Origin of the sequence: Antarcticimicrobium sediminis, from assembly GCF_004348975.1 — a bacterium.
In the GTDB taxonomy this organism is placed as follows: Bacteria; Pseudomonadota; Alphaproteobacteria; order Rhodobacterales; family Rhodobacteraceae; genus Antarcticimicrobium; species Antarcticimicrobium sediminis.
In genome coordinates, this window is record NZ_SMFP01000001.1 from 501,710 (window position 1) to 521,133 (window position 19,424).

Sequence of the window (19,424 nt, forward strand, 5' to 3'; positions counted from 1 at the left end):
GGGAAGCGCGCGCAGAGCCGGTGCTGCACCGCCCCCGACGCGGGACATGAGTATTTGAACAAAGAAGAAGCAAGGCAGGAAAAACTGTCGCCGACATCGGCAATCTCCACCGGCGTTTTTCGGCCCGGGGCGGCGCGCGCCCCGGCCCCTCAAAGCGGCTTAGCGCACCTTCAGCGTCGCCAGCCCGATCATCGCCAGAATCAGCGAGATGATCCAGAACCGGATCACGATGGTAGCCTCGGCCCAGCCCTTTTTCTCATAGTGATGGTGGATCGGCGCCATCAGGAACACACGGCGACCGGTGCATTTGAAATACAACACCTGAATGATGACCGACATCGCCTCGACCACGAACAGCCCGCCGACAATGGCCAGCACCAGCTCGTGCTTGGTGGCCACCGCGATCGCGCCCAGCGCCCCGCCCAGAGCCAGACTGCCGGTGTCGCCCATGAACACCGCCGCAGGGGGGGCGTTGTACCACAGGAACCCCAGCCCGCCGCCGAACAGCGCGGCGGTAAAGATCAGGATCTCGCCGGTGCCCGGCACGTAATGCACGTCCAGATACTCGGAAAAGTCGATCCGCCCGACCGCATAGGCGATGATGCCCAGCGTGGTGGCCGCGATCATCACCGGCATGATCGCCAGCCCGTCCAGCCCGTCGGTCAGGTTGACCGCGTTCGCCGCCCCCACGATCACGCAGATCGAGAACGGCACATAGAACACGCCAAGATTAACCAGCACATCCTTGAACACCGGCAAGGCCAGCTGGTTCTGCATCGCCTCAGGATGGTTATGCGCGGCCCAAAGCGCGGCAATCACCGCGACCAGAATGCCCAGCGCCAGCCGTAGCTTGCCCGGCACCCCCTTGGTGTTCTGCTTGGAGACCTTGGCGTAGTCATCCGCGAAGCCGATGGCGCCAAAGGACAGCGTGACGAACAGCACCAGCCACACGAACGGGTTATCAAGCCGCGCCCAAAGCGCCGTCGCCGTCACCAGCGCGCCCACGATCAACAGACCACCCATCGTCGGTGTGCCAGCCTTGGAGAAATGCCCCTCGGGGCCATCCTCGCGGATCGGCTGGCCCTTGCCCTGCCGCTTGCGCAGCACGTTGATCAGCGGCCGCCCGAACAGGAAGCCGAACAGCAACGCCGTCAGGAACGCCCCACCCGCCCGAAACGTGATGTAGCGGAAGAGGTTGAAGAAATCCCCGCCATCCGACAGCGCGGTCAACCAATAAAGCATGTGAGCCGTTCCTATTCTTACGTCTTGTTCTTACGTCTTGTCGCGTGAAAGAGCGTTCCCTTGGCCCATTCCACGCAGGGCGTCAACGCATTTCGCCAGCCCCATGCTCAGCGATCCCTTGGCCAAGACAACATCGCCAGCGCCCACCACCTCGGCCAGTTGCGCCGCCAGTTCGGCGCTGCTCGCGCTCAGTAGCCCGCGTTTCTCGACCGGCAGCGCGGCATGCAACGCGCCCATCAACGGGCCGATGCAATGCACCCTGTCCACCGCCGCCATCGCCGGCAGTCGGGCCAACGCGGCATGCAACGGCTCGGTCTCTGGCCCCAGCTCCTTCATGTCGCCCAGCACCGCGATGCGTCGGCCCTGCCCCTCGGGGCGGGCGGCGGCCAGCACCGCCAGCGCGGCGGCCATCGAGGCCGGGTTGGCGTTATAGGAATCATCCAGCAGCGTCAGCGTGCCGCCCGGCAAGGCAATGCGCTCGCGCGCGCCACGTCCCTGATAGGGGGTCCAACGCGCCAGGCTGTCGGCGGCACGCTGGAGATCCGCCCCCAGCGCCGCGCAGGCGGCCAGCGCGCCCAGCCCGTTCATGGCGAAATGCTGCCCCGGCGTCGCCAGCGAAAACGCCATAGGCCCCAAAGGGGTCTCGGCCTGCACGCGGGTCTCGTCGCCCGTGATTTCTGCCGAGATCAGGCGATACTCCTTGGCCTTTGCGCCAAAGCCCACGGCCTGCGCGCCGCATTCGGCAGCCTTGGCGAACAGGATCGGAGATTGCTCCAGATCCGCGTTCAGCACCGCGATGCCGCCCGGCTCCACCCCGTCAAGGATCGCCGCCTTTTCGCGCGCGATACCTGCGATACTGTCGAAGGCCTCCAGATGCGCCGGGGCCACGGTGGTGATCATCGCCACATGCGGGCGCGCCAGACACGCCAGCGGCGCGATCTCTCCGGGGTGATTCATGCCGATCTCGATGATGGCAAAATCACTCTCGCGCGGCATCCGCGCCAGGGTCAGGGGCACCCCCCAATGGTTGTTGTAACTGGCGACGCTGGCATGGGTCGCGCCCTGTTCCGACAGCATCGCCGCCAGCATTTCCTTGGTCGAGGTCTTGCCGACGCTGCCGGTCACCGCCACCACCCGCGCCGAGGTGCGCGCCCGCGCGGCCCGGCCCAAGGCCTCCAACCCCTTGAGCACATCCGCGACGATCAACAGCGGCGCATCGGGGGCGAGCCCCTCGGGGATACGGCTGACCAAAGCGGCCCCCGCCCCTTTTTCCAACGCCTGCGCCACGAAGTCATGGCCATCGCGCGCCGCGCTGAGCGCCACGAACAGATCGCCCGGAGCAAGGGTGCGGGTGTCGATGGAAACGCCACTCACCGCCCAGTCGCCCTGCGCCCGACCTCCGGTGGCGGCTTCTGCCTCAGGCGCGGTCCACAGGGTCATACCGTCCGCCCGTCCAGCGCGGCCACCGCCACGCTGGCCTGTTCGGCATCATTGAAGGGAAGCACATCGTCGCCCACGGTCTGGCCGGTCTCATGGCCTTTGCCTGCGATCAAAAGTGCATCGCCCGGCTCCAACGCGTCAACCCCGCGCAGGATCGCCTCGGCGCGATCGCCCACCTCAACGGCTTCTGGCGCGCCTTCCATCACGGCGGCGCGGATGCTGGCGGGCACCTCACTGCGCGGATTGTCATCGGTCACAAAGACCAGATCGGCATGCTCGGACGCCGCCCGCCCCATCAACGGGCGCTTGGCACGGTCGCGATCCCCACCGGCCCCGACAATCGCCACCAACCGCCCCATCACATGCGGGCGCAAGGCCTTGAGCGCGGTCGCCACCGCATCGGGGGTATGGGCGTAATCGACGAACACCGCCGCGCCATTGTCCCGCGTCGCGACAAGCTGCATCCGCCCGCGCACCGTCGTCAGCTCCGACAGGGTGCGAAACACCGCCTCGGGCTCGGCACCGCAGGCGATCGCAAGCCCCGCCGCCACCAGCACGTTTTCCGCCTGAAACCCGCCGATCAGATCAAGCCGCGCCTGATGGCTTTGCCCGGCCCAGGCGAAACGCAGATCCTGCCCGGTGGCATCGAACCGCTGCGCCAGCAGACGCAGATCCCCGGCCTCGCGCCCCACGCTCAACACCGCCTGCCCGCGCGCAACCGCAATCGCGCGCATCTCGGCGCCGCGCGGGTCCTCGAGATTGATCACCGCCGTCCCATCTGGCGACAGCACCCGACGAAACAGCCCCGCCTTGGCGGCGAAATAGGCCTCAAAGCTTTCATGATAATCCAGATGGTCCTGGGTGAAATTGGTGAACGCTGCCGCCTTGAGCTGCACCCCGTCCAGTCGCCGCTGCTCCAACCCGTGCGACGAGGCCTCCATCGCCGCATGGGTAATGCCATGCGCCACCGCCTCGGCCAGCACCCGGTGCAGGGTGATCGGCTCGGGTGTGGTGTGCTGCAGCGGCGCGCTCCACGCCCCCTCGACCCCGGTGGTGCCCAGATTGATCGCCTGACGCCCCAACCCGGACCAGATCTGGCGCAGGAAGGTGGCGACCGAGGTCTTGCCATTGGTGCCGGTCACCGCCGCCATCACCTCGGGCTGCGCGCCAAACCACAGGGCCGCGGTACAGGCCAGCGCCTGACGCGGATCCTCGACCACCACCAGCGCCACGCCCGAAGCGGCCAGCTCGGTTTCGGCCAACGCCGCGCCCGCACTATCGGTCAGCACTGCCGCCGCCCCCATGCGCAGCGCATATTGGATGAATTCGCCGCCATGCACCCGCGTGCCCGGCAGTGCTGCGAACAGAAACCCGTCGCGCACCTGTCGGCTGTCCACCGCCAGCCCGGTGATCTGCGGGTCGCGCCCGCCCCGGGCGGTCAGGGCCAGTTGGCTCAGTGATTTTGCCGCAATGCCCATGATGCCCCGTCCGCGGTTTTCGTGATGCTCAGTTGGATGTCAGCGTTATAGCAGCGCGCGGGGCGGGTTCAATGTCAGGTCGCAACCCCAAAAGCGGGGCCACCCGCCCGATCAACTCGGCCGCGACCGGCACCGCGGTCCAGCCCGCCGTGCGCCGTTCCTCGTCATAGGCCTGCACAGAAGGCTCGTCCAGCGTCACCACCAGCACGTACTTCGGATCATGCGACGGAAAGATCGCGGCAAAGGTGGCGATCACCTTGTCCTTATAGTAACCGCCCTGCGGCTTGGGTTTGTCGGCGGTGCCGGTCTTGCCGCCCACCGCGTATCCCGGCACCTCGCCAAAGCTGGCAGTGCCATCTGTCACCACCTTGCGCAGCATCCTGCGGGCGTCAGCGGCGGCCTGTTCCGACAACACCCGGGGTCCGTGCTGCGGGCCGTTCTGCTTTAGAATCGTCGGGCTGACATACTGCCCACCATTGGCAATGGCGGCATATCCGGCGGCCAGATGCATCGGGGTCGTGGACAACCCGTGGCCATAGGAAATCGTCACCGTGCTCAGGTCGGTCCAACGTGCGGGCGCCAAGGGCTGGCCACCATGCGCCTCGACGATCTCGAACGGCGTCGGGTCCAGCATGCCCAGCGCGTCCAGAAACGCCTTTTGCCGCTCCGGCCCGATCTCCAGCGCGATCCGCCCGGTACCCCGGTTGGAGCTGTTCACGATCACATCCGTGACGCTCAGCTTGCCATAGTTCTTGTTGTGAAACTCGCCAATCGGATAACCGGACACCCGCATCGGCCCAGAGGTGTCGATAATCGTCTCGGGCGAGACCAGCCCCAGATCCAACGCCTGCGCAATCGCAAAGATCTTGAAGGTCGAGCCCAGCTCATACACCCCCTGCACCGACCGGTTGAACAACGGGCTGTCGCTGGGGTCACCCGACACCGGCGGGCGCGGACGGTTGTTGGGGTCGAAATCCGGCAGGCTGACGACCGAAAGAACCTCGCCCGTATGCACATCCATCAGGATCGAGGACGCCCCCTTGGCATTCATCAGCTTCATGCCACCAAGCAGCACCTGTTCGGTCGCCGCCTGCACCGTCAGGTCGAGCGACAACGCCAGCGGCTGCGCGCCATTGGTCGGGTCGCGCAGATAGTCGTCAAACTGCTTTTCAACCCCGGCAACACCGATCACCTCTGCCGCGCTCACCCCTTCGCGGCCAAACCCGGCCCCGCCCAGCACATGGGCGGCAAGCTTGCCATTGGGATACAGCCGCATCTCGCGCGGGCCGAACAACAACCCGGGATCGCCCAGATCATGCACCGCCTGTTTCTGCTCCGGGCTGATCCGTTTCTTGATCCAGACGAATTTGCGTTTGCCGGTGAAATCCTTCCGCAACCGCTCCTCGTCCAGATCGGGAAAAATCTGCACCAGCCCGCGCGCCGCCGCCACCGGGTCGACCATCTCGGGCGGCTGGGCATACAGCGAATGGGTCTCGAAATTGGTTGCCAGAATCCGCCCCTGACGGTCAACGATATCCGCCCGCTGCGCCGCGATGGCGGCCCCATGGGCGCTGGCGACCGGCTCTTCGGGCTCCGAGACCGCCATCAACCCCATACGGGCCCCGACCACCAGGAACGCACTGAAAAAGAACAACCCCAGCACCAGCAAGCGCCCCTCGGCCCGCACCCGGGAGCGGTCCTGCATCTCGGTATGGCGGCGGCGGATATTCTCGCGTTCGATAATATCGGGGTTCTCGCCCTTGGCCCGGGCCGGAAGGATACGGGCCAGTGGGCGCAGCGGCGTGCGGGTCATGGCTGTTCCTCGTCGGCGGCCATGGTCGAAACATCAACCGGGTTGAGAATCGGCAGCAGCGGCTTGGGCGGATAGCTGACCTCGTCAACGCGACCGAACTGGTCGGGGCGCAGCGGCAACAGCCCCAGCCGGTCGAAATTAAGCGCCGCCAGTTCCGCCAGCCGATCCGGCCGGTTGAGATAGGCCCATTCCGCCCGCAGCATGCCCAGCCGCAACTGCGCCGCGCCGATCTCATGTTGCAGCGCGCGGGTCTCTTTCAACACCTGTTGCGTGGCATAGTTTTCGCGATAGGCCCAGAACGCCAGACCAAACACCGCCAGCGCGGTCAGAACATAGGCTATGCCCCTCATCGCCCTCTTCCCTTCGGTTCCGGCTTGGGTTGCGGCATCCCGATCTCGCGCGCATCGATTGCCCCGGCGGGCGCTTCGGTGCGCACCGCCACCCGCAACCGGGCCGAGCGCGCGCGCGGGTTGTCCGCCAATTCCTGCTCGTCCGGCGCAATCGCCTTGCGCGGGCGCAGAATGAATTGCGGATCGACATGTTCGACCTCGGGCGCATGGCGGCTGCCGCGCCCGGTCTGCCCGGCACGGGACTGCAGGAAGCGCTTGATCATGCGATCCTCGATCGAATGAAAGCTCACGACCGCCAGCTTGCCGCCGGGCTTCAATGCCCGCTCGGCCGCCATCAGACCGCGAAACAGCTCTCCGAACTCATCATTCACCGCGATCCGCAGCGCCTGAAAGCTGCGGGTGGCGGGATGCGATTGCCCCGGCTTGGCGCGTGGCAGGCAGGATTCAACGATCCCCGCTAGCCGCAGCGTGGTCGTGATCGGCTCGCTCTCGCGCGACCGGACAATGGCCCGCGCGATGCGCCGGCTTGCGCGTTCCTCGGCATAAAGAAACAGGATATCCGCGATTTCTTCTTCCGGGGCGGTATTGACCAGATCGGCGGCACTGGGCCCCTCTTGCGACATCCGCATGTCAAGCGGGCCATCGCGCATGAAGGAAAAGCCGCGCTCGGCCCGATCCAGCTGCATCGAGGAAACCCCCAGATCCAGCACCACGCCGTCAAGGTCGCTGGCATACTCATCCATGCGCGAGAAAACGCCATGCTGCATCACCAGCCGCTCGCCATAGCCCGCAGCCCAGTCCTGCGCCATTTCAAACGCCAGTGGATCGCGATCCACCGCGATCACCCGCTCGGCCCCGGCCTCCAGCAATCCGCGGGTATAGCCGCCAGCGCCGAATGTGCCGTCAAGCCAAGTACCCGTAACCGGCGCCACCGCTTCAAGCAGCGCGCGCAACAGGACCGGAACATGGGGGCGGTCGGGGGAAGCTGTCACCATGGCTCAGCTCCCGTCCTTGGGGGCATCCAACCGCGACAGCGCCAGATCCAGCGCGTCCAGCTGATTGGTGCCCTCGGGCAGGTCAAAGCCCAGATCCTCGTCCTCCTCCTCGGCCAGATGTGCCTCATAGGTCTCAGGATTCCAGATCTGGAAGGTGCCGGAGGTGCCGACGAAGAACGCCTCTTTCTCCAGCCCGATCTTGTCACGCTGGCGCAGCGGCAACACCAACCGCCCATCCGGGTCGACCTCGGTATGATGCGAGCGTGAGGTGATGTTGCGCACCAGCTTGCGCTTCAGCGGCGAATTGGGCAGCCGTTCGATCTTGGCCTCGAGCTTTTCGATCTCTTCGATCGTATAGGCTTCGAGATAAGGCTGATCAGAGGGACCGTAGACGATGACAAGCTGCGGACGCAGCCCTTCAGTATACTCGGGATCGCCAGATTCGAGCACACGGCGGAACAGGGCCGGGATTGACACCCTGCCCTTCGCATCCACCTTGAAGGTGTACTCACCTCTGAACCTTCGGCTCACGCCACCTGTCCCTCTACCTGCGCCCCCGCGTCATTTGCGTCCCCAAAATGAAAAAGCGGCGGGTTGATCTGCTGCCACTGATCAACCCGCCGCCCTTGTCCCGCTGAGCGGGGTGTCCGACTACGCGCGCCACCTGGGGGGATGTCTGCTCGCTCGCGCGCCGGATCTCTTGGTTAGATGAAAGCGAAGTGCCTGTATGAAACCTGCTCTTGGTATTGGTCGGGGTCTTTTGTCTGTCGCCCCTGCCTGCCTCGTTCTCATCCGATGAACAAGAGATGCCACGGGACTTCATGGAAATCAATTGGAATTTACGGGACACTTAGGGAAATTAAGGCCAAATCGTCCAAATTCAGACATGATCAGCACCACATTCCGACCACATTTCCGCACTCCATAGCGGATCCATCAAATCAAACTACTACATATAGACATTCCGTCCAAATCCAAGTTCGCACCACATTTTCCCGTACATTTTTCCATAGGTAGTGGTTTTTACTCAAATGTTCGCTATATGTTCCGTTTCGCAAGCCGCGAATCACCCAGAGGTGGAGAAAATTGGGCCAAATCTACCGGATTTGCCGTTTTCTTTCACGAGTACCACGAATTCCCGTCCCACAGACCATGAGATCCCAGGCCCGCACCCCAAATCCGCACCGATCCCGGCCCGCCCCCTTACGCCACCCCCGCGTCCGCTCGCAATGCACCCCAAACCTGCGCCTGAAATCCCTGCGCCCATAAAGAACCCAGAAGGCGATAAAGAGAACCCACAAGAGAAGGGCCTCCATTAGCGCGCCCCTCCCCCTTCCAAAGGACAGCACGCGCGTGGCCGCGACCAAACCCGAAGACCGCCCCCAAAGACCAAGCCGACCTTCCCCTATGTCCGCCTGCCCCGTCCGCCCGCCCGTCACCTCCCCCTCATCAGGACGCACCCCGCGATCAGAATCAGCCTGTCGCCCCAAATCCCATGCGGCCCCGCCACGCTGGACACACGGAAAACGGCAGGACCGATTTTTCGCGCCACCCTCCCTTGCAGAGCAGCCAAACTAAGCCCCGGATATGACCTTACGTCAGAAATACTGCCCAATTATTATGCAATCAATCTATGCACTTGCTGCATAGCGGCATTGAAGTCGGAAACTATTGTGCATCTGCAGCATTTGCCTATCTTCAGTCTCAAGCAAACGCCAAAACATCGGCACTGCATGATGATTGAAAGACCAAGTCCATGACCGTACTGACACATACACATTCCAAAGACGCGACACTGCTCAGCCGGCTGCACAAGGCCACTGACGCGCTCTTTGATCGTATCGCCCGGTACCAGATGTACCGTCGCACCTATAATGAACTCAACGCGCTGACAAACCGCGAGCTCGCCGATCTTGGCATGCACCGGTCTGGAATTCGCCGCGTTGCGCTTGAAACCGCCAGGAACGTCTGAAGGCGGCACACAGTTTTTCGGTTCAGGTCTCCTCTCCTCCTCCCTGGAGACCTGTTGAAAGTGGCGGCACCTCTCCTCCTCCCTGGTGCCGCCGCACCTTATACCGGCCTCATTTGCCGGACACCGTTACACCGGATGCTCTCCTCCTCCCTGCGTCCGGTGTAGGAACGCACCGGGCGCTCTCCTCCTCCCTGCGCCCTGTGTTCAATCGGTCGGCGACACCTCTCCTCCTCCCTGGTGTCGCCGACCAATTTCCCGCCCCGGCGGGGCGACGACAGAGTTTTACGAATACATCCGACGCTCTCCTCCTCCCTGCGTCGGATGTTCAATCGGCCGGCGACACCTCTCCTCCTCCCTGGTGTCGTCGGCCAATTTCCCCTCACCGGGGGCGACGACAGAGTTTTACGAATACATCCGGCGCTCTCCTCCTCCCTGCGTCGGATGTTCAATCGGCCGGCGACACCTCTCCTCCTCCCTGGTGTCGTCGGCCAATTTCCCCTCACCGGGGGCGACGACAGAGTTTTACGAATACATCCGGCGCTCTCCTCCTCCCTGCGTCGGATGTTCAATCGGCCGGCGGCACCTCTCCTCCTCCCTGGTGTCGTCGGCCAATTTCCCCCTCACCGGGGGCGAAGACAGAGTTTTACGAATACATCCGACGCTCTCCTCCTCCCTGCGTCGGATGTTCAATCGGCCGGCGGCACCTCTCCTCCTCCCTGGTGTCGTCGGCCAATTTCCCCCTCACCGGGGGCGACAACGACATATCGGGATACATCCCGGCGCTCTCCTCCTCCCTGCGCCGTGGTGTTGTAAGCGAACGGCGGCACCTCTCCTCCTCCCTGGTGCCGCCGTTCTTTTGTTTTCCGGCCCCCCCACACTGATCAACGCGACCACGCAGCCCATCGGGCCCGCGCAGGGACCCTGCGAGACTGCATCACTGTTGGAGGTGAGGAATCAGGACAGACCCGACAAACGCACAAGTGCCACGGCAGGGCATCACCCGACCGCAGCGGTCTTTACCCTCTCGGGGTCGTCAGTCTCAGATTAAAACGGGATATCGTCGCTGGCACTGACAAAGCGCGCCACGACCTTTTTCGGACCGGCCTTCTCAAACGAGATCTCAAGCTTGTCGCCCTCGATCCCGATCACCGCGCCATAGCCGAACTTCTGGTGAAACACCCGCTCACCGATGGTAAAGCTCGACACCGCCTGCAGATCGATCACCGGGCCGCGGCTTTCTTTCGATTGCGCCGTGCCATGCTGGCTTGAACGCGCCTGCATCCGCTTCCAGCCCGGCGAGTTATAGACATTCGCCTCGGCCACCCTTGATTCGATATTGCCGCGCACCGCGCCGCCCTGCGCCGCCGCCGCGCCAAATCCACCGCCATAAAGCCCCGGCGGGGTCAGAACCTCGACATGCTCCTCGGGCAATTCATCGACGAATCGCGACGGCAGCGAGGATTGCCACTGCCCAAACACCCGACGATTGCCAGCAAACGAGATGGTGCACAGCTCTTCGGCGCGGGTAATCCCGACATAGGCCAGCCGCCGCTCTTCCTCGAGGCCTTTGAGACCGCTTTCATCCATGCTGCGCTGCGACGGGAACAACCCGTCCTCCCAGCCCGGCAGGAACACGGCGGGGAATTCCAGCCCCTTGGCCGCGTGCAGCGTCATGATCGACACCTTCTGCTCGGCGTCCTGCTTGTCATTGTCCATCACCAGACCGACATGCTCCAGAAACCCTTGCAGGTTCTCGAAATTCTCCAGCGCCTTGACCAGTTCCTTGAGGTTTTCCAACCGCCCCGGCGCTTCTGGCGTCTTGTCGTTCTGCCAATGGCCGGTATAGCCCGACTCATCCAGCACAATCTCGGCCAGTTCCATATGGCTCACGTTCGCGTCACCGACCATCCGGCCCCAGCGGGCCAGATCCCCGGTCAAACGGCCCAGCGCCGCGCCGCCCTTGCCCTTGATCAGCCCCTCTTCGACGGCAATCCGCGCGCCTTCCAACAGGCTCACCCCATTGGCGCGCGCCGCGGTCTGAATGGTCTGCTGCGCCTTGTCGCCCAGCCCCCGCTTGGGGGTGTTGACGATTCGCTCGAACGCAAGATCATCATCGGGGCTGACCACCATGCGGAAATAGGCCATCGCGTCGCGAATCTCCAACCGCTCATAGAATCGCGGCCCGCCGATCACCCGATACGGCAGCCCGATGGTCAGGAATCGATCCTCAAAGGCGCGCATCTGGTGGCTGGCGCGGACCAGAATCGCCACATCGTTCAGGCCAAAGGGTCGCATCCCCCGCGTGCCCCGCTGCATCGATTCGATCTCTTCGCCGATCCAGCGCGCCTCTTCCTCGCCATCCCAATGGCCGATCAGGCGCACCTTTTCGCCGCCCTCGGCCTCGGTCCACAGCTCCTTGCCCAGCCGCCCGGCATTGCCCCGGATCACGTTCGAGGCCGCCGCAAGGATATGCGGGGTCGAGCGGTAATTCTGCTCCAGCCGCACCACATGGGCACCGGGAAAATCCTTTTCGAACCGCAGGATGTTGCCAACCTCGGCGCCGCGCCAGCCATAGATCGACTGATCATCATCGCCGACGCAGCAGATGTTGCGATGAGCGCTCGCAAGCAGCCGCAGCCACAGGTACTGCGCGACGTTGGTATCTTGATATTCGTCCACCAGAATATAGCGGAACCAGCGTTGATACTGTTCCAGCACGTCGGGATGTTTCTGAAAGATCACCACCACATGCAGCAGCAGATCGCCGAAATCGACCGCGTTCAGTTCGCGCAGCCGGGTCTGGTACTGGGCGTAAAGCTCAACCCCGCGCCGGTTATAGGCCCCGGCATCCGCGCTTGGCACCTTGTCCGGGGTCAGCGCGCGGTTCTTCCAGCTGTCGATCACCCCAGCCAGTTGGCGCGCCGGCCAGCGCTTGTCATCAATCCCCGCCGCCGAAACCAGCTGTTTCAGCAGCCGCAGCTGATCGTCGGTATCCAGAATCGTGAAATTCGATTTCAGCCCGACCAGTTCCGCATGGCGGCGCAACAGCTTGACGCAGATCGAATGGAACGTGCCCAGCCAGGGCATTCCCTCGATGCTTGCCCCCAACAGGCGGCCAACCCGCTCTTTCATCTCGCGGGCGGCCTTGTTGGTAAAGGTCACCGCCAGAATCTCGTTCGGACGCGCCCGGCCCGTGTTCAACAGATGCACGATCCGCGAGGTCAGCGCCTTGGTCTTGCCGGTGCCAGCCCCCGCCAGCATCAGAACCGGACCGTCCAGCCGCTCCACCGCTTCACGCTGGGCCGGGTTCAGATCATCCAGATAGGGCGCTGGCCGCGCCGCCATCGCCCGCGCTGACAGCGCCGCGCCCTCAAAGGCATCCATTTCGTCGAAACTGCTCATGGTAAGAACTTAGCGCGGATCGCAACGCAGTTAAAGGTTCGTTCGTCTTCTGTTCTGCACTTTAGATCAGAGCCGACAAGCGCGGATTTCGCGCGCCCTCTCGCCCCTTAATCTTTGGGCAAAGGCCCGATGCTACCCGAGCGCACGGGCCACCATGACCCCGGCCCAGGCCGAGACCCCGGTCAGCCCCCCGCCCCAAAGCATGTCGATCACCACCTGTTCGAACGACCAGTCGCGCAGCGTGGCATAATTGGTGAATTCATAGGTGCCATAGGCCAAAAGCCCCAGGGCCGCGCCCCCCACAAGTGCCGCCAGCGGATCCCCCGCGCGCAGGGCGGGAACGGACACGAACCACAACACGCCAGCGACATAACCCAGATAGAACACGATGGCAGGACCGGCGCGAAACGGGTCGGCAAACAGATGCGCCACATGGCGCTCGAACACGGGTTTGATCAGCAGGCGAAGCCCGACAGCATCGGCGGCGAAAAAGATCACGACGGTCGCTGCATAAAGAACCAGAATCTGCATCACACCGCCCCTGTCCTCAGGGAGTGTCCGGCCCGAAACGCCAGCGCCACGATGCCCAGCGCCGCCAGTGCGATCACCACAAGATTCTGACTGGGCAGATTGGCCACGATGATCCCGATCAGCGCCCAGATGACCGCCGCCGGATAGGCCCATTCGCGCGGCCGCGCCGATTGCACGATCAGCGCCACGGCCAGCACGCCGCAAAGGCAATTGATCGCCGCCGCTTGTGCCGAAACGATCCCATAGCCGCCAAGCAGAACCCCAATTGCCACCCCGGTCGCCGCCGTCAGCCAACCAGCATAGAGCGCCACAGGCCGCACCTGCAGCCACGGCTGATCCTCGCTCGCGCGCAACAGCGCGGCAATCGCCGCCGCCGCCATCACCACGATCATCCCCGTCGCCAGAATCGGCGCCTCGTTCGCCGCCTTGATCCAGAAACTGCCAAGGATCAGGCTTATCGCCAACGGTATCCGCATCGCCTGCCAGCCCCGGTCCTCTGCCGCGCGCACCACCCCGTACACCGCGCCAATCAGCAACCAAAGATAGATCAGCCCCCAGATCGCAAAGGCATAACCTTCCGGTTGCACCGGCGGGTTGTCCTGCGGCACCGGAAACTGATCCGCCGTGAACCCGTTGAATCCGGAGGCCAGCAGCGGCGACAGCATGAAGGTCAGGGTGGCAATCAACACCACGATCGCAAGGAGTCTGGAGCGCATCTCACGTCCTTTCACAGGGTCAGTCATCGGCTTAACCGACGGGTCAGCGGCAGGGCCGCCCAATAAGGCAAGACGCCAAGCAGCTTCAGCACATAGGTCAGGCGACGCGGGAAATGCACCTCGAACCGCCGCTGGTGCAGGCCCTTGAGTATGGCACGTGCGGCGGTTTGCGGCGTGACCATCGCGGGCATGGTAAACGCATTGCGCTGGGTCAGCCGGGTGTCGACAAACCCGGGCGAGATCAGCCGCACGTCGATCCGCCCGGCCAGTTCCGCCCGCAGCGATTGCGCCAGATTGATCACCCCGGCCTTGGTCGCGGAATAAATCTGCCCCTGCGGCAAGCCGATATAGCCCGCGACCGAGCCGCACAGCGCCAGTTGCCCGCCCGCGCGCAGCAAGGGCGGCGCGACCTGCGCGACATGAAAGCTGCCCATCAGGTTGACGGCAACGATCTGCGCTGCGGTTTCGGCGTCCAACGTGGCGATCTTGCCCGGATCATACAGCGCCGCCAGATGCACCACCCGATCCAAGGGGCCGATCGCGGCGATCCTTTCGGCGGCGCGCTCCAGACTGTCCCGGTCACTCACGTCCAGCGGCACCACCAGATGATCCGACCCAAGGCTTGCGGCCAGATCCTCCAGCCGCTGTTGCGAGCGGGCCGACAGGATCAAACGCGCCCCGCGCCCCGCCCATGCCTGCGCCAAGGCGGCCCCGATGCCGTCGCTGGCGCCGATGATCCAGATCGTCTCCCGTTCAGGCATGTGCAAGTTCCACCTGTACGACATCGGTTTGACCGGCGGCGAAGGAGGCCGCACAGATGCCAAGGTAAAAGCGCCAGTTGCGCAGGAAGCTCTCGTCATGGCCCAGCCGCCGGATGCGGTCGGATTGTTGCTCCAACCGCTCATTCCAGGTGGCGCAGGTGCGGGCATAATCGGCGCCAAAGGCATGGCTGTCCTTGACCACCAGCCCCGCCCGCCGGGCCTGATCGGCAATCACGCCGTTCGACAGCAACATGCCGCCGGGAAAGGTATAGTGGCGGATATAGTCCGAGCTGCGCCGGTAGGTGTCGAAATAGGAATCCGCCACCGTGATCGCCTGAATCATGGCGCGTCCCTGCTCTGCCAACCGCGCCTTCAGCGTGGCGAAATAGGTCGGCCAATAGTCCTGCCCGACCGCCTCGATCATCTCGATCGAGACGATATTGTCAAAGATGCCGCGGCTGTCGCGATAATCCTCAAGCCGGATATCGGCGCGCCCGTCCAACCGCGCATCCGCATACCCCTTTTGGCTGGGCGAAATGGTCAGCCCGGTGACCGCGCGCCCGGTATCCGCCGCCCGTTCGGCAAAGCCGCCCCAGCCGCAGCCGATTTCCAACACCCGCTCGCCCGTGCCCAACCTTTGCAGGATCCGGTCATACTTGCGATTCTGCGCCCGGCTCAGATCATTGTCCCCGGGCGCGAACATGGCCGAGGAATAGGTCATGCCCTCGTCCAGCCAAAGCTGATAAAACTCGTTCCCCACATCATAATGCGCCCGGATATTACGCGCCGCCCCGCGCGGTGAATTCGCCCGCATCAGCCGGTTCACGACCCGGAATTTCAGGGTGTTCCAGATCCCCGCATAGGCATAGCCGCGAAACTGATCGAGGTTCTTCAACGCCACCTCGGCCAGATCCGCAATCGAGGGCGTTTCCCACAGCCCCGCGACATAGGTCTCGCCCAGCCCGATATCGCCACGCGCCGCAATCGCGGTGACCACCGACCAGTCATAGATCTGCATCTCGGCGGCCGGGCTGCCCGCGCCGAAATCGAACACCTCGCCCTCGGGCGTGCGCAGCCGCAAACTTCCGGTGCGGATTTGACCGCAAGTTTCAAGAAAGTCGTGTTTTACGCGCTTTGTCAGGATCAGCATCATGTCACCTCTGAGTTGGGCGGAGTCGGTCGGGTGCGGTATCGCGCCCCCTTCAGTTTCAGGCGCAGCGCCTGCCAGTATATCAGGAGACTCGTGCGCAACGCCCCCAGCGGACGGCGCAGGCTGGCGCGCACAAGCCCGGCATTGCTCAGCGGCACGCGCGGGCCGGACAGGGTTGCGATCACCCCCTCGTCGCCATTGCGATGCAGGATGCGAATGGCGAGTCTGTCGGGGCGGATGTCAAAGCTGAACTCATAGCTGCCCTTGACCTCCTGAAACGGTGACACATGCAGCGCTTTGGGCGCGGTGATCCGGCTGTCCTTGGTGATCGGTGCGAAATCCGGCAGGTGGCACAGATAGGAATGGCGATCTCCAAAAGGGGTCGAAACCTCGGCAATCACCGCGATCAGCGCGCCCTGCTCCTCCGCCAGCCAGAAACTGACCGGGTTGAACACATAGCCCAGAAACCGCGGCTGGGTCAGCAGGCCAAGCTGCACCGCGCGCCCCGCCAATCCATGTGCAGGCAACCTAGGCACATCTAACCCATGCGCCGCCAGCACCTCGCGCGCCCACGCCGCCCCGCGCCCCGCCTTGATCGGCCCGCCATGATCGCAATCATGCACCGAGGCCAGATTGAAGCGGTTGCGCGAGAACAGCCAAGGCCTCACCGCCGGCGCGTCGGGGTCGATCAACACGTAATCGACGCCATAGCGGAACCGATGCCGGATCTCGCCGCGTCGACTGTGGGTTGTCACGCCCGCAATATGTTCCGGCGGCTGCGTCATACGCTCTGCCAGCCCATCTCCCGCTCCATCAGCCGGGCAATCCGGGCGGCACTGGCAAAGCCGTCCTCGTGGAACCCGTGCCGGGTATAGGCCCCCGCGAACCAAGTATTATTCTGCCCCTGCATCGCGGTCAGCTGCTGCTGCGCCGCCAACGCCTGCGCATCGAACACCGGATGGCGAAACACCTTTTGGTCATAGATCAGATGTTCAGGCACCTCGCGCGCCGGGTTGAGCGAGACAAACAGCGGGTCGCGCTCGGGGATATTCTGCAACCGGTTCATCCAATAGGTCACGCCGATGGCGGGCTCGGGGCGGGTGGTATCGGCCTTGTAGACCCAGCTTGACCAGACCGCGCGGCGCTGCGGCATCTGGCCGGTGTCGCGATGCAGGATCATCTGGTTGTCCTGAAACCGGATCGCCGACAGCGCCGCGCGTTCCCGCGGCGTCGGCTGGGCCAGCAGCCGCAACGCCTGATCGGAATGACAGGCGAAAATCACCTGATCGAACGGCTCCTGCGGCCCCGCCGCGCTGTGAACACGGCAGGAGTGGGCGTCGCGGGTGACACTGTGCACCGGGGTCGCGGTGCGGATCGCCACACCGCGCCCGCGCAGAAAATGCTCCAACCGCCGCACATATTCGACGCTCCCGCCATCGACCGTCCACCACTGATGCTGCCCCGAGGGGCTCAGCAAAGCGTGGTTGCGAAAGAATTGCACCAGCGCCCGCGCCGGAAAGCCGCGAATTTCGGCCGGGGGCGTCGACCAGATCGCCCCGCACAGCGGCATCAGGTAAAACCGCTGAAACCAGTCGCCCAGTTTCAGATCATCCATCAGCTCGCCGATCGTGGCGCTGTCGTCCTTGGCCAAGGCCTCGGCCTTGCTGTTAAAGCGCAGGATATCGCGCACCATGCGGCCAAACCCCGGTCGCAGCAGGTTGCGCCGCTGCGCCGTCAGGGCGCGCAGATTGCCCAAGCCGTATTCGATCTGCCCGTCATTGATGGAAGCGCCAAAGCTCATGTCGCTGCGCGTCACCGGCACATCGAGATCCTGAAACATCCGCGTCAGATGCGGATAGTTCGCATAGTTGAAAACGATGAACCCGGTATCGACCGGCTGATCCCCGTTCACCCCCGCCATCACCGTGCGCGCGTGTCCGCCCAGCCTTGGCGCGGCCTCGAATACGGTGACGGCATGGTGCGGCGCCAAAAGATAGGCAGCGGCAAGCCCGGATATGCCACCGCCGATGATGGCGATGCGGTGCGGGCGGATGGGTTGGACATCAAGTGACATTCGGTCTCCGGTCGGTTGATTGACAGGGGTACGGGCCGAAACTGAGATCAGATCAAAAATGATCCGCATTCCCATGGCCTGCGTAAAGGGGGTATGTTGATCACACGCCCCGATACCGCCCTCGACGACCGGCCCTCAGTGACGGGACCTTCTGTGACAGGGCCGCGAAAGGACAACACGCTGGTGACGACGCCCCCGCCCCCTCCTCAGGTCTCGACGCCGACGACTCAGGTCTCGCCGCAGACAACATGGATGCTGGCGGTGCGCGACAGCCGGGACCGGGCTGCCTTTGCGGCGCTGTTCGACCATTTCGCGCCGCGCCTGAAGGGATTCATCATGCGCTCCGGCACCGGGTCTGGACAGGCCGAGGAAATCGTTCAAGAGGTCATGCTGACGGTCTGGCGCAAGGCCGCGCAGTTTGACCCGACGCGGGCGCAGGTCTCGTCATGGGTTTACCAGATCGCGCGCAATCGCCAGATCGACGTGATCCGCAAGGAAAACCGGCCAATGCCCGAAGAGCTGGCCGAAGACTTGGCCGGGGCCTCCGGAGCCGAGCCGGATGCAAGCCAGATCCTCGCCGTCGAACAGGAATCCAGCCAGTTGAAACAAGCGCTTTCCCGGCTGAAACCCGACCAGCGCGAGATCATAGAACGCGCCTATCTGGGCGAGTTGAGCCATCAAGAGATCAGCACCCAGACCGGGCTGCCGCTTGGCACGATAAAATCGCGGATCCGACTGGGGTTGGACCGGCTGCGCCACGAGTTGAAGGAACTACGCTAAATGACCGCGATCACCCATCATACCCCTGACGCCCTGTTGGCCGCCTATGCCGCAGGCAGCCTGCCACAGGCTTATGCGCTGGTCGTGGCGGCCCATATCTCGCTCTGTCTGGACTGCCGCGCCGGGTATGAGGCGCATCTCTCCGGCGGCGGCGCGGTTCTGGAAACCGTCAAACCCGAAGCTATTTCCGAGGGCCTGAAATCCAATGTGCTCGACCTGCTCGACGCCCCCGTCGCACCTGAACCGATCTACCGGCGCACCGGCGTCTACCCCGGCCCGGTGATAGCGGCGCTGAAGGGCAATCCGCCAAAGTGGAAATCGCTGGGGCTGGGCGTGCGTCAAAGCATCCTGTCCGCGGATCAAAACGGCTCGGCGCGGCTGCTCTATATTCCGCCCGGTCAGACGGTGCCCGATCACAGCCACAACGGGCTGGAGCTGACCCTCGTTCTGCAAGGCAGTTTCAGCGACACCACCGGACGGTTCGGAATCGGTGATCTCGAGATCGGCGATCAGGATCTGGAACATGCCCCGGCCGCCGATCCGGGCGCGCCTTGCATCTGCCTTGCCGCAACCGACGCGCCGCTGCGATTCTCGTCGCTGGTGCCGCGTCTGCTGCAACCGCTGTTTCGCATCTAAAACCGGACCGTACAAAACGCGTCCCAAACTCCCCGATCCGGCGTTTCACGGCCTTGGGTCGGCCCCCGAACCTGTACAAAACGC

The 19,424-nt window shown here is 64.0% G+C and carries 17 protein-coding genes; 3 read left to right on the plus strand and 14 right to left on the minus strand.

From position 1 onward, the window contains the following. Window positions 1-159 precede the first annotated feature (159 nt). Genes mraY through mraZ form a run of 7 tightly spaced genes read right to left on the minus strand, consistent with a single transcriptional unit; the run spans window position 160 to window position 7,849 of the window. A complete protein-coding gene (gene mraY, locus E1B25_RS02400; RefSeq protein ID WP_132827072.1) occupies window positions 160-1,242 on the minus strand; it encodes a phospho-N-acetylmuramoyl-pentapeptide-transferase in 1,083 nt (360 codons plus the stop codon). 30 nt (window positions 1,243-1,272) lie between these two features. Then, on the minus strand, window positions 1,273-2,682 hold the full coding sequence (locus E1B25_RS02405) for a UDP-N-acetylmuramoyl-tripeptide--D-alanyl-D-alanine ligase (protein ID WP_132827073.1): 1,410 nt from the start codon (window positions 2,680-2,682) through the stop codon (window positions 1,273-1,275). Further along, entirely contained in the window at window positions 2,679-4,160 is a 1,482-nt protein-coding gene (locus E1B25_RS02410) for a UDP-N-acetylmuramoyl-L-alanyl-D-glutamate--2,6-diaminopimelate ligase (protein WP_132827074.1), read from the minus strand. Before E1B25_RS02410 ends, E1B25_RS02405 begins: the two co-directional genes overlap by 4 nt. 28 nt (window positions 4,161-4,188) lie before the next feature. After that, the gene (locus tag E1B25_RS02415) at window positions 4,189-5,973 is read right to left on the minus strand and encodes a peptidoglycan D,D-transpeptidase FtsI family protein (RefSeq protein ID WP_132827075.1); all 1,785 of its coding nucleotides are present in this window, start codon (window positions 5,971-5,973) and stop codon (window positions 4,189-4,191) included. Beyond that, the gene (gene ftsL, locus E1B25_RS02420) at window positions 5,970-6,323 is read right to left on the minus strand and encodes a cell division protein FtsL (RefSeq protein WP_132827076.1); all 354 of its coding nucleotides are present in this window, start codon (window positions 6,321-6,323) and stop codon (window positions 5,970-5,972) included. Before ftsL ends, E1B25_RS02415 begins: the two co-directional genes overlap by 4 nt. Continuing rightward, window positions 6,320-7,318 (minus strand): 16S rRNA (cytosine(1402)-N(4))-methyltransferase RsmH, encoded by a 999-nt coding sequence (gene rsmH / locus E1B25_RS02425; protein WP_132827077.1) that lies wholly within the window; start codon window positions 7,316-7,318, stop codon window positions 6,320-6,322. The genes ftsL and rsmH overlap by 4 nt, the downstream gene beginning before the upstream one ends. Window positions 7,319-7,321: 3 nt before the next feature. After that, entirely contained in the window at window positions 7,322-7,849 is a 528-nt protein-coding gene (gene mraZ / locus E1B25_RS02430) for a division/cell wall cluster transcriptional repressor MraZ (RefSeq protein ID WP_132827078.1), read from the minus strand. 1,225 nt (window positions 7,850-9,074) lie between these two features. Here mraZ and E1B25_RS02435 point away from each other — a divergent pair. Next, window positions 9,075-9,290, plus strand: coding sequence for a DUF1127 domain-containing protein (locus E1B25_RS02435; RefSeq protein WP_132827079.1), 216 nt, complete (start codon window positions 9,075-9,077; stop codon window positions 9,288-9,290). A gap of 1,044 nt (window positions 9,291-10,334) precedes the next feature. On the opposite strand, the gene E1B25_RS02440 is transcribed toward E1B25_RS02435, so the two are convergent. The 7 genes from E1B25_RS02440 to E1B25_RS02470 all read right to left on the minus strand — a co-directional run bounded on the left by E1B25_RS02440 (window position 10,335) and on the right by E1B25_RS02470 (window position 17,924). Then, window positions 10,335-12,692, minus strand: coding sequence for an ATP-dependent helicase (locus E1B25_RS02440; RefSeq protein ID WP_132827080.1), 2,358 nt, complete (start codon window positions 12,690-12,692; stop codon window positions 10,335-10,337). Between the two features lie 132 nt (window positions 12,693-12,824). Continuing rightward, entirely contained in the window at window positions 12,825-13,223 is a 399-nt protein-coding gene (locus E1B25_RS02445) for a DUF2177 family protein (RefSeq protein ID WP_132827081.1), read from the minus strand. Further along, entirely contained in the window at window positions 13,223-13,939 is a 717-nt protein-coding gene (locus E1B25_RS02450) for a tryptophan-rich sensory protein (protein ID WP_132827082.1), read from the minus strand. Before E1B25_RS02450 ends, E1B25_RS02445 begins: the two co-directional genes overlap by 1 nt. 23 nt (window positions 13,940-13,962) lie before the next feature. Continuing rightward, window positions 13,963-14,700 (minus strand): SDR family NAD(P)-dependent oxidoreductase, encoded by a 738-nt coding sequence (locus E1B25_RS02455; RefSeq protein WP_132827083.1) that lies wholly within the window; start codon window positions 14,698-14,700, stop codon window positions 13,963-13,965. Continuing rightward, entirely contained in the window at window positions 14,693-15,850 is a 1,158-nt protein-coding gene (locus E1B25_RS02460; RefSeq protein ID WP_132827084.1) for an SAM-dependent methyltransferase, read from the minus strand. The genes E1B25_RS02455 and E1B25_RS02460 overlap by 8 nt, the downstream gene beginning before the upstream one ends. Further along, entirely contained in the window at window positions 15,850-16,635 is a 786-nt protein-coding gene (locus E1B25_RS02465) for a DUF1365 domain-containing protein (RefSeq protein WP_132827085.1), read from the minus strand. Before E1B25_RS02465 ends, E1B25_RS02460 begins: the two co-directional genes overlap by 1 nt. Continuing rightward, window positions 16,632-17,924 (minus strand): NAD(P)/FAD-dependent oxidoreductase, encoded by a 1,293-nt coding sequence (locus tag E1B25_RS02470; protein WP_132827086.1) that lies wholly within the window; start codon window positions 17,922-17,924, stop codon window positions 16,632-16,634. The genes E1B25_RS02465 and E1B25_RS02470 overlap by 4 nt, the downstream gene beginning before the upstream one ends. 252 nt (window positions 17,925-18,176) lie before the next feature. On the opposite strand from E1B25_RS02470, the gene E1B25_RS02475 reads away from it, so the two are divergent. Continuing rightward, window positions 18,177-18,704 (plus strand): sigma-70 family RNA polymerase sigma factor, encoded by a 528-nt coding sequence (locus E1B25_RS02475; protein WP_206338497.1) that lies wholly within the window; start codon window positions 18,177-18,179, stop codon window positions 18,702-18,704. After that, window positions 18,705-19,340, plus strand: a complete 636-nt coding sequence (locus tag E1B25_RS02480) for a ChrR family anti-sigma-E factor (RefSeq protein ID WP_132827088.1) — start codon at window positions 18,705-18,707, stop codon at window positions 19,338-19,340. The last annotated feature ends 84 nt before the right edge of the window (window positions 19,341-19,424 follow it).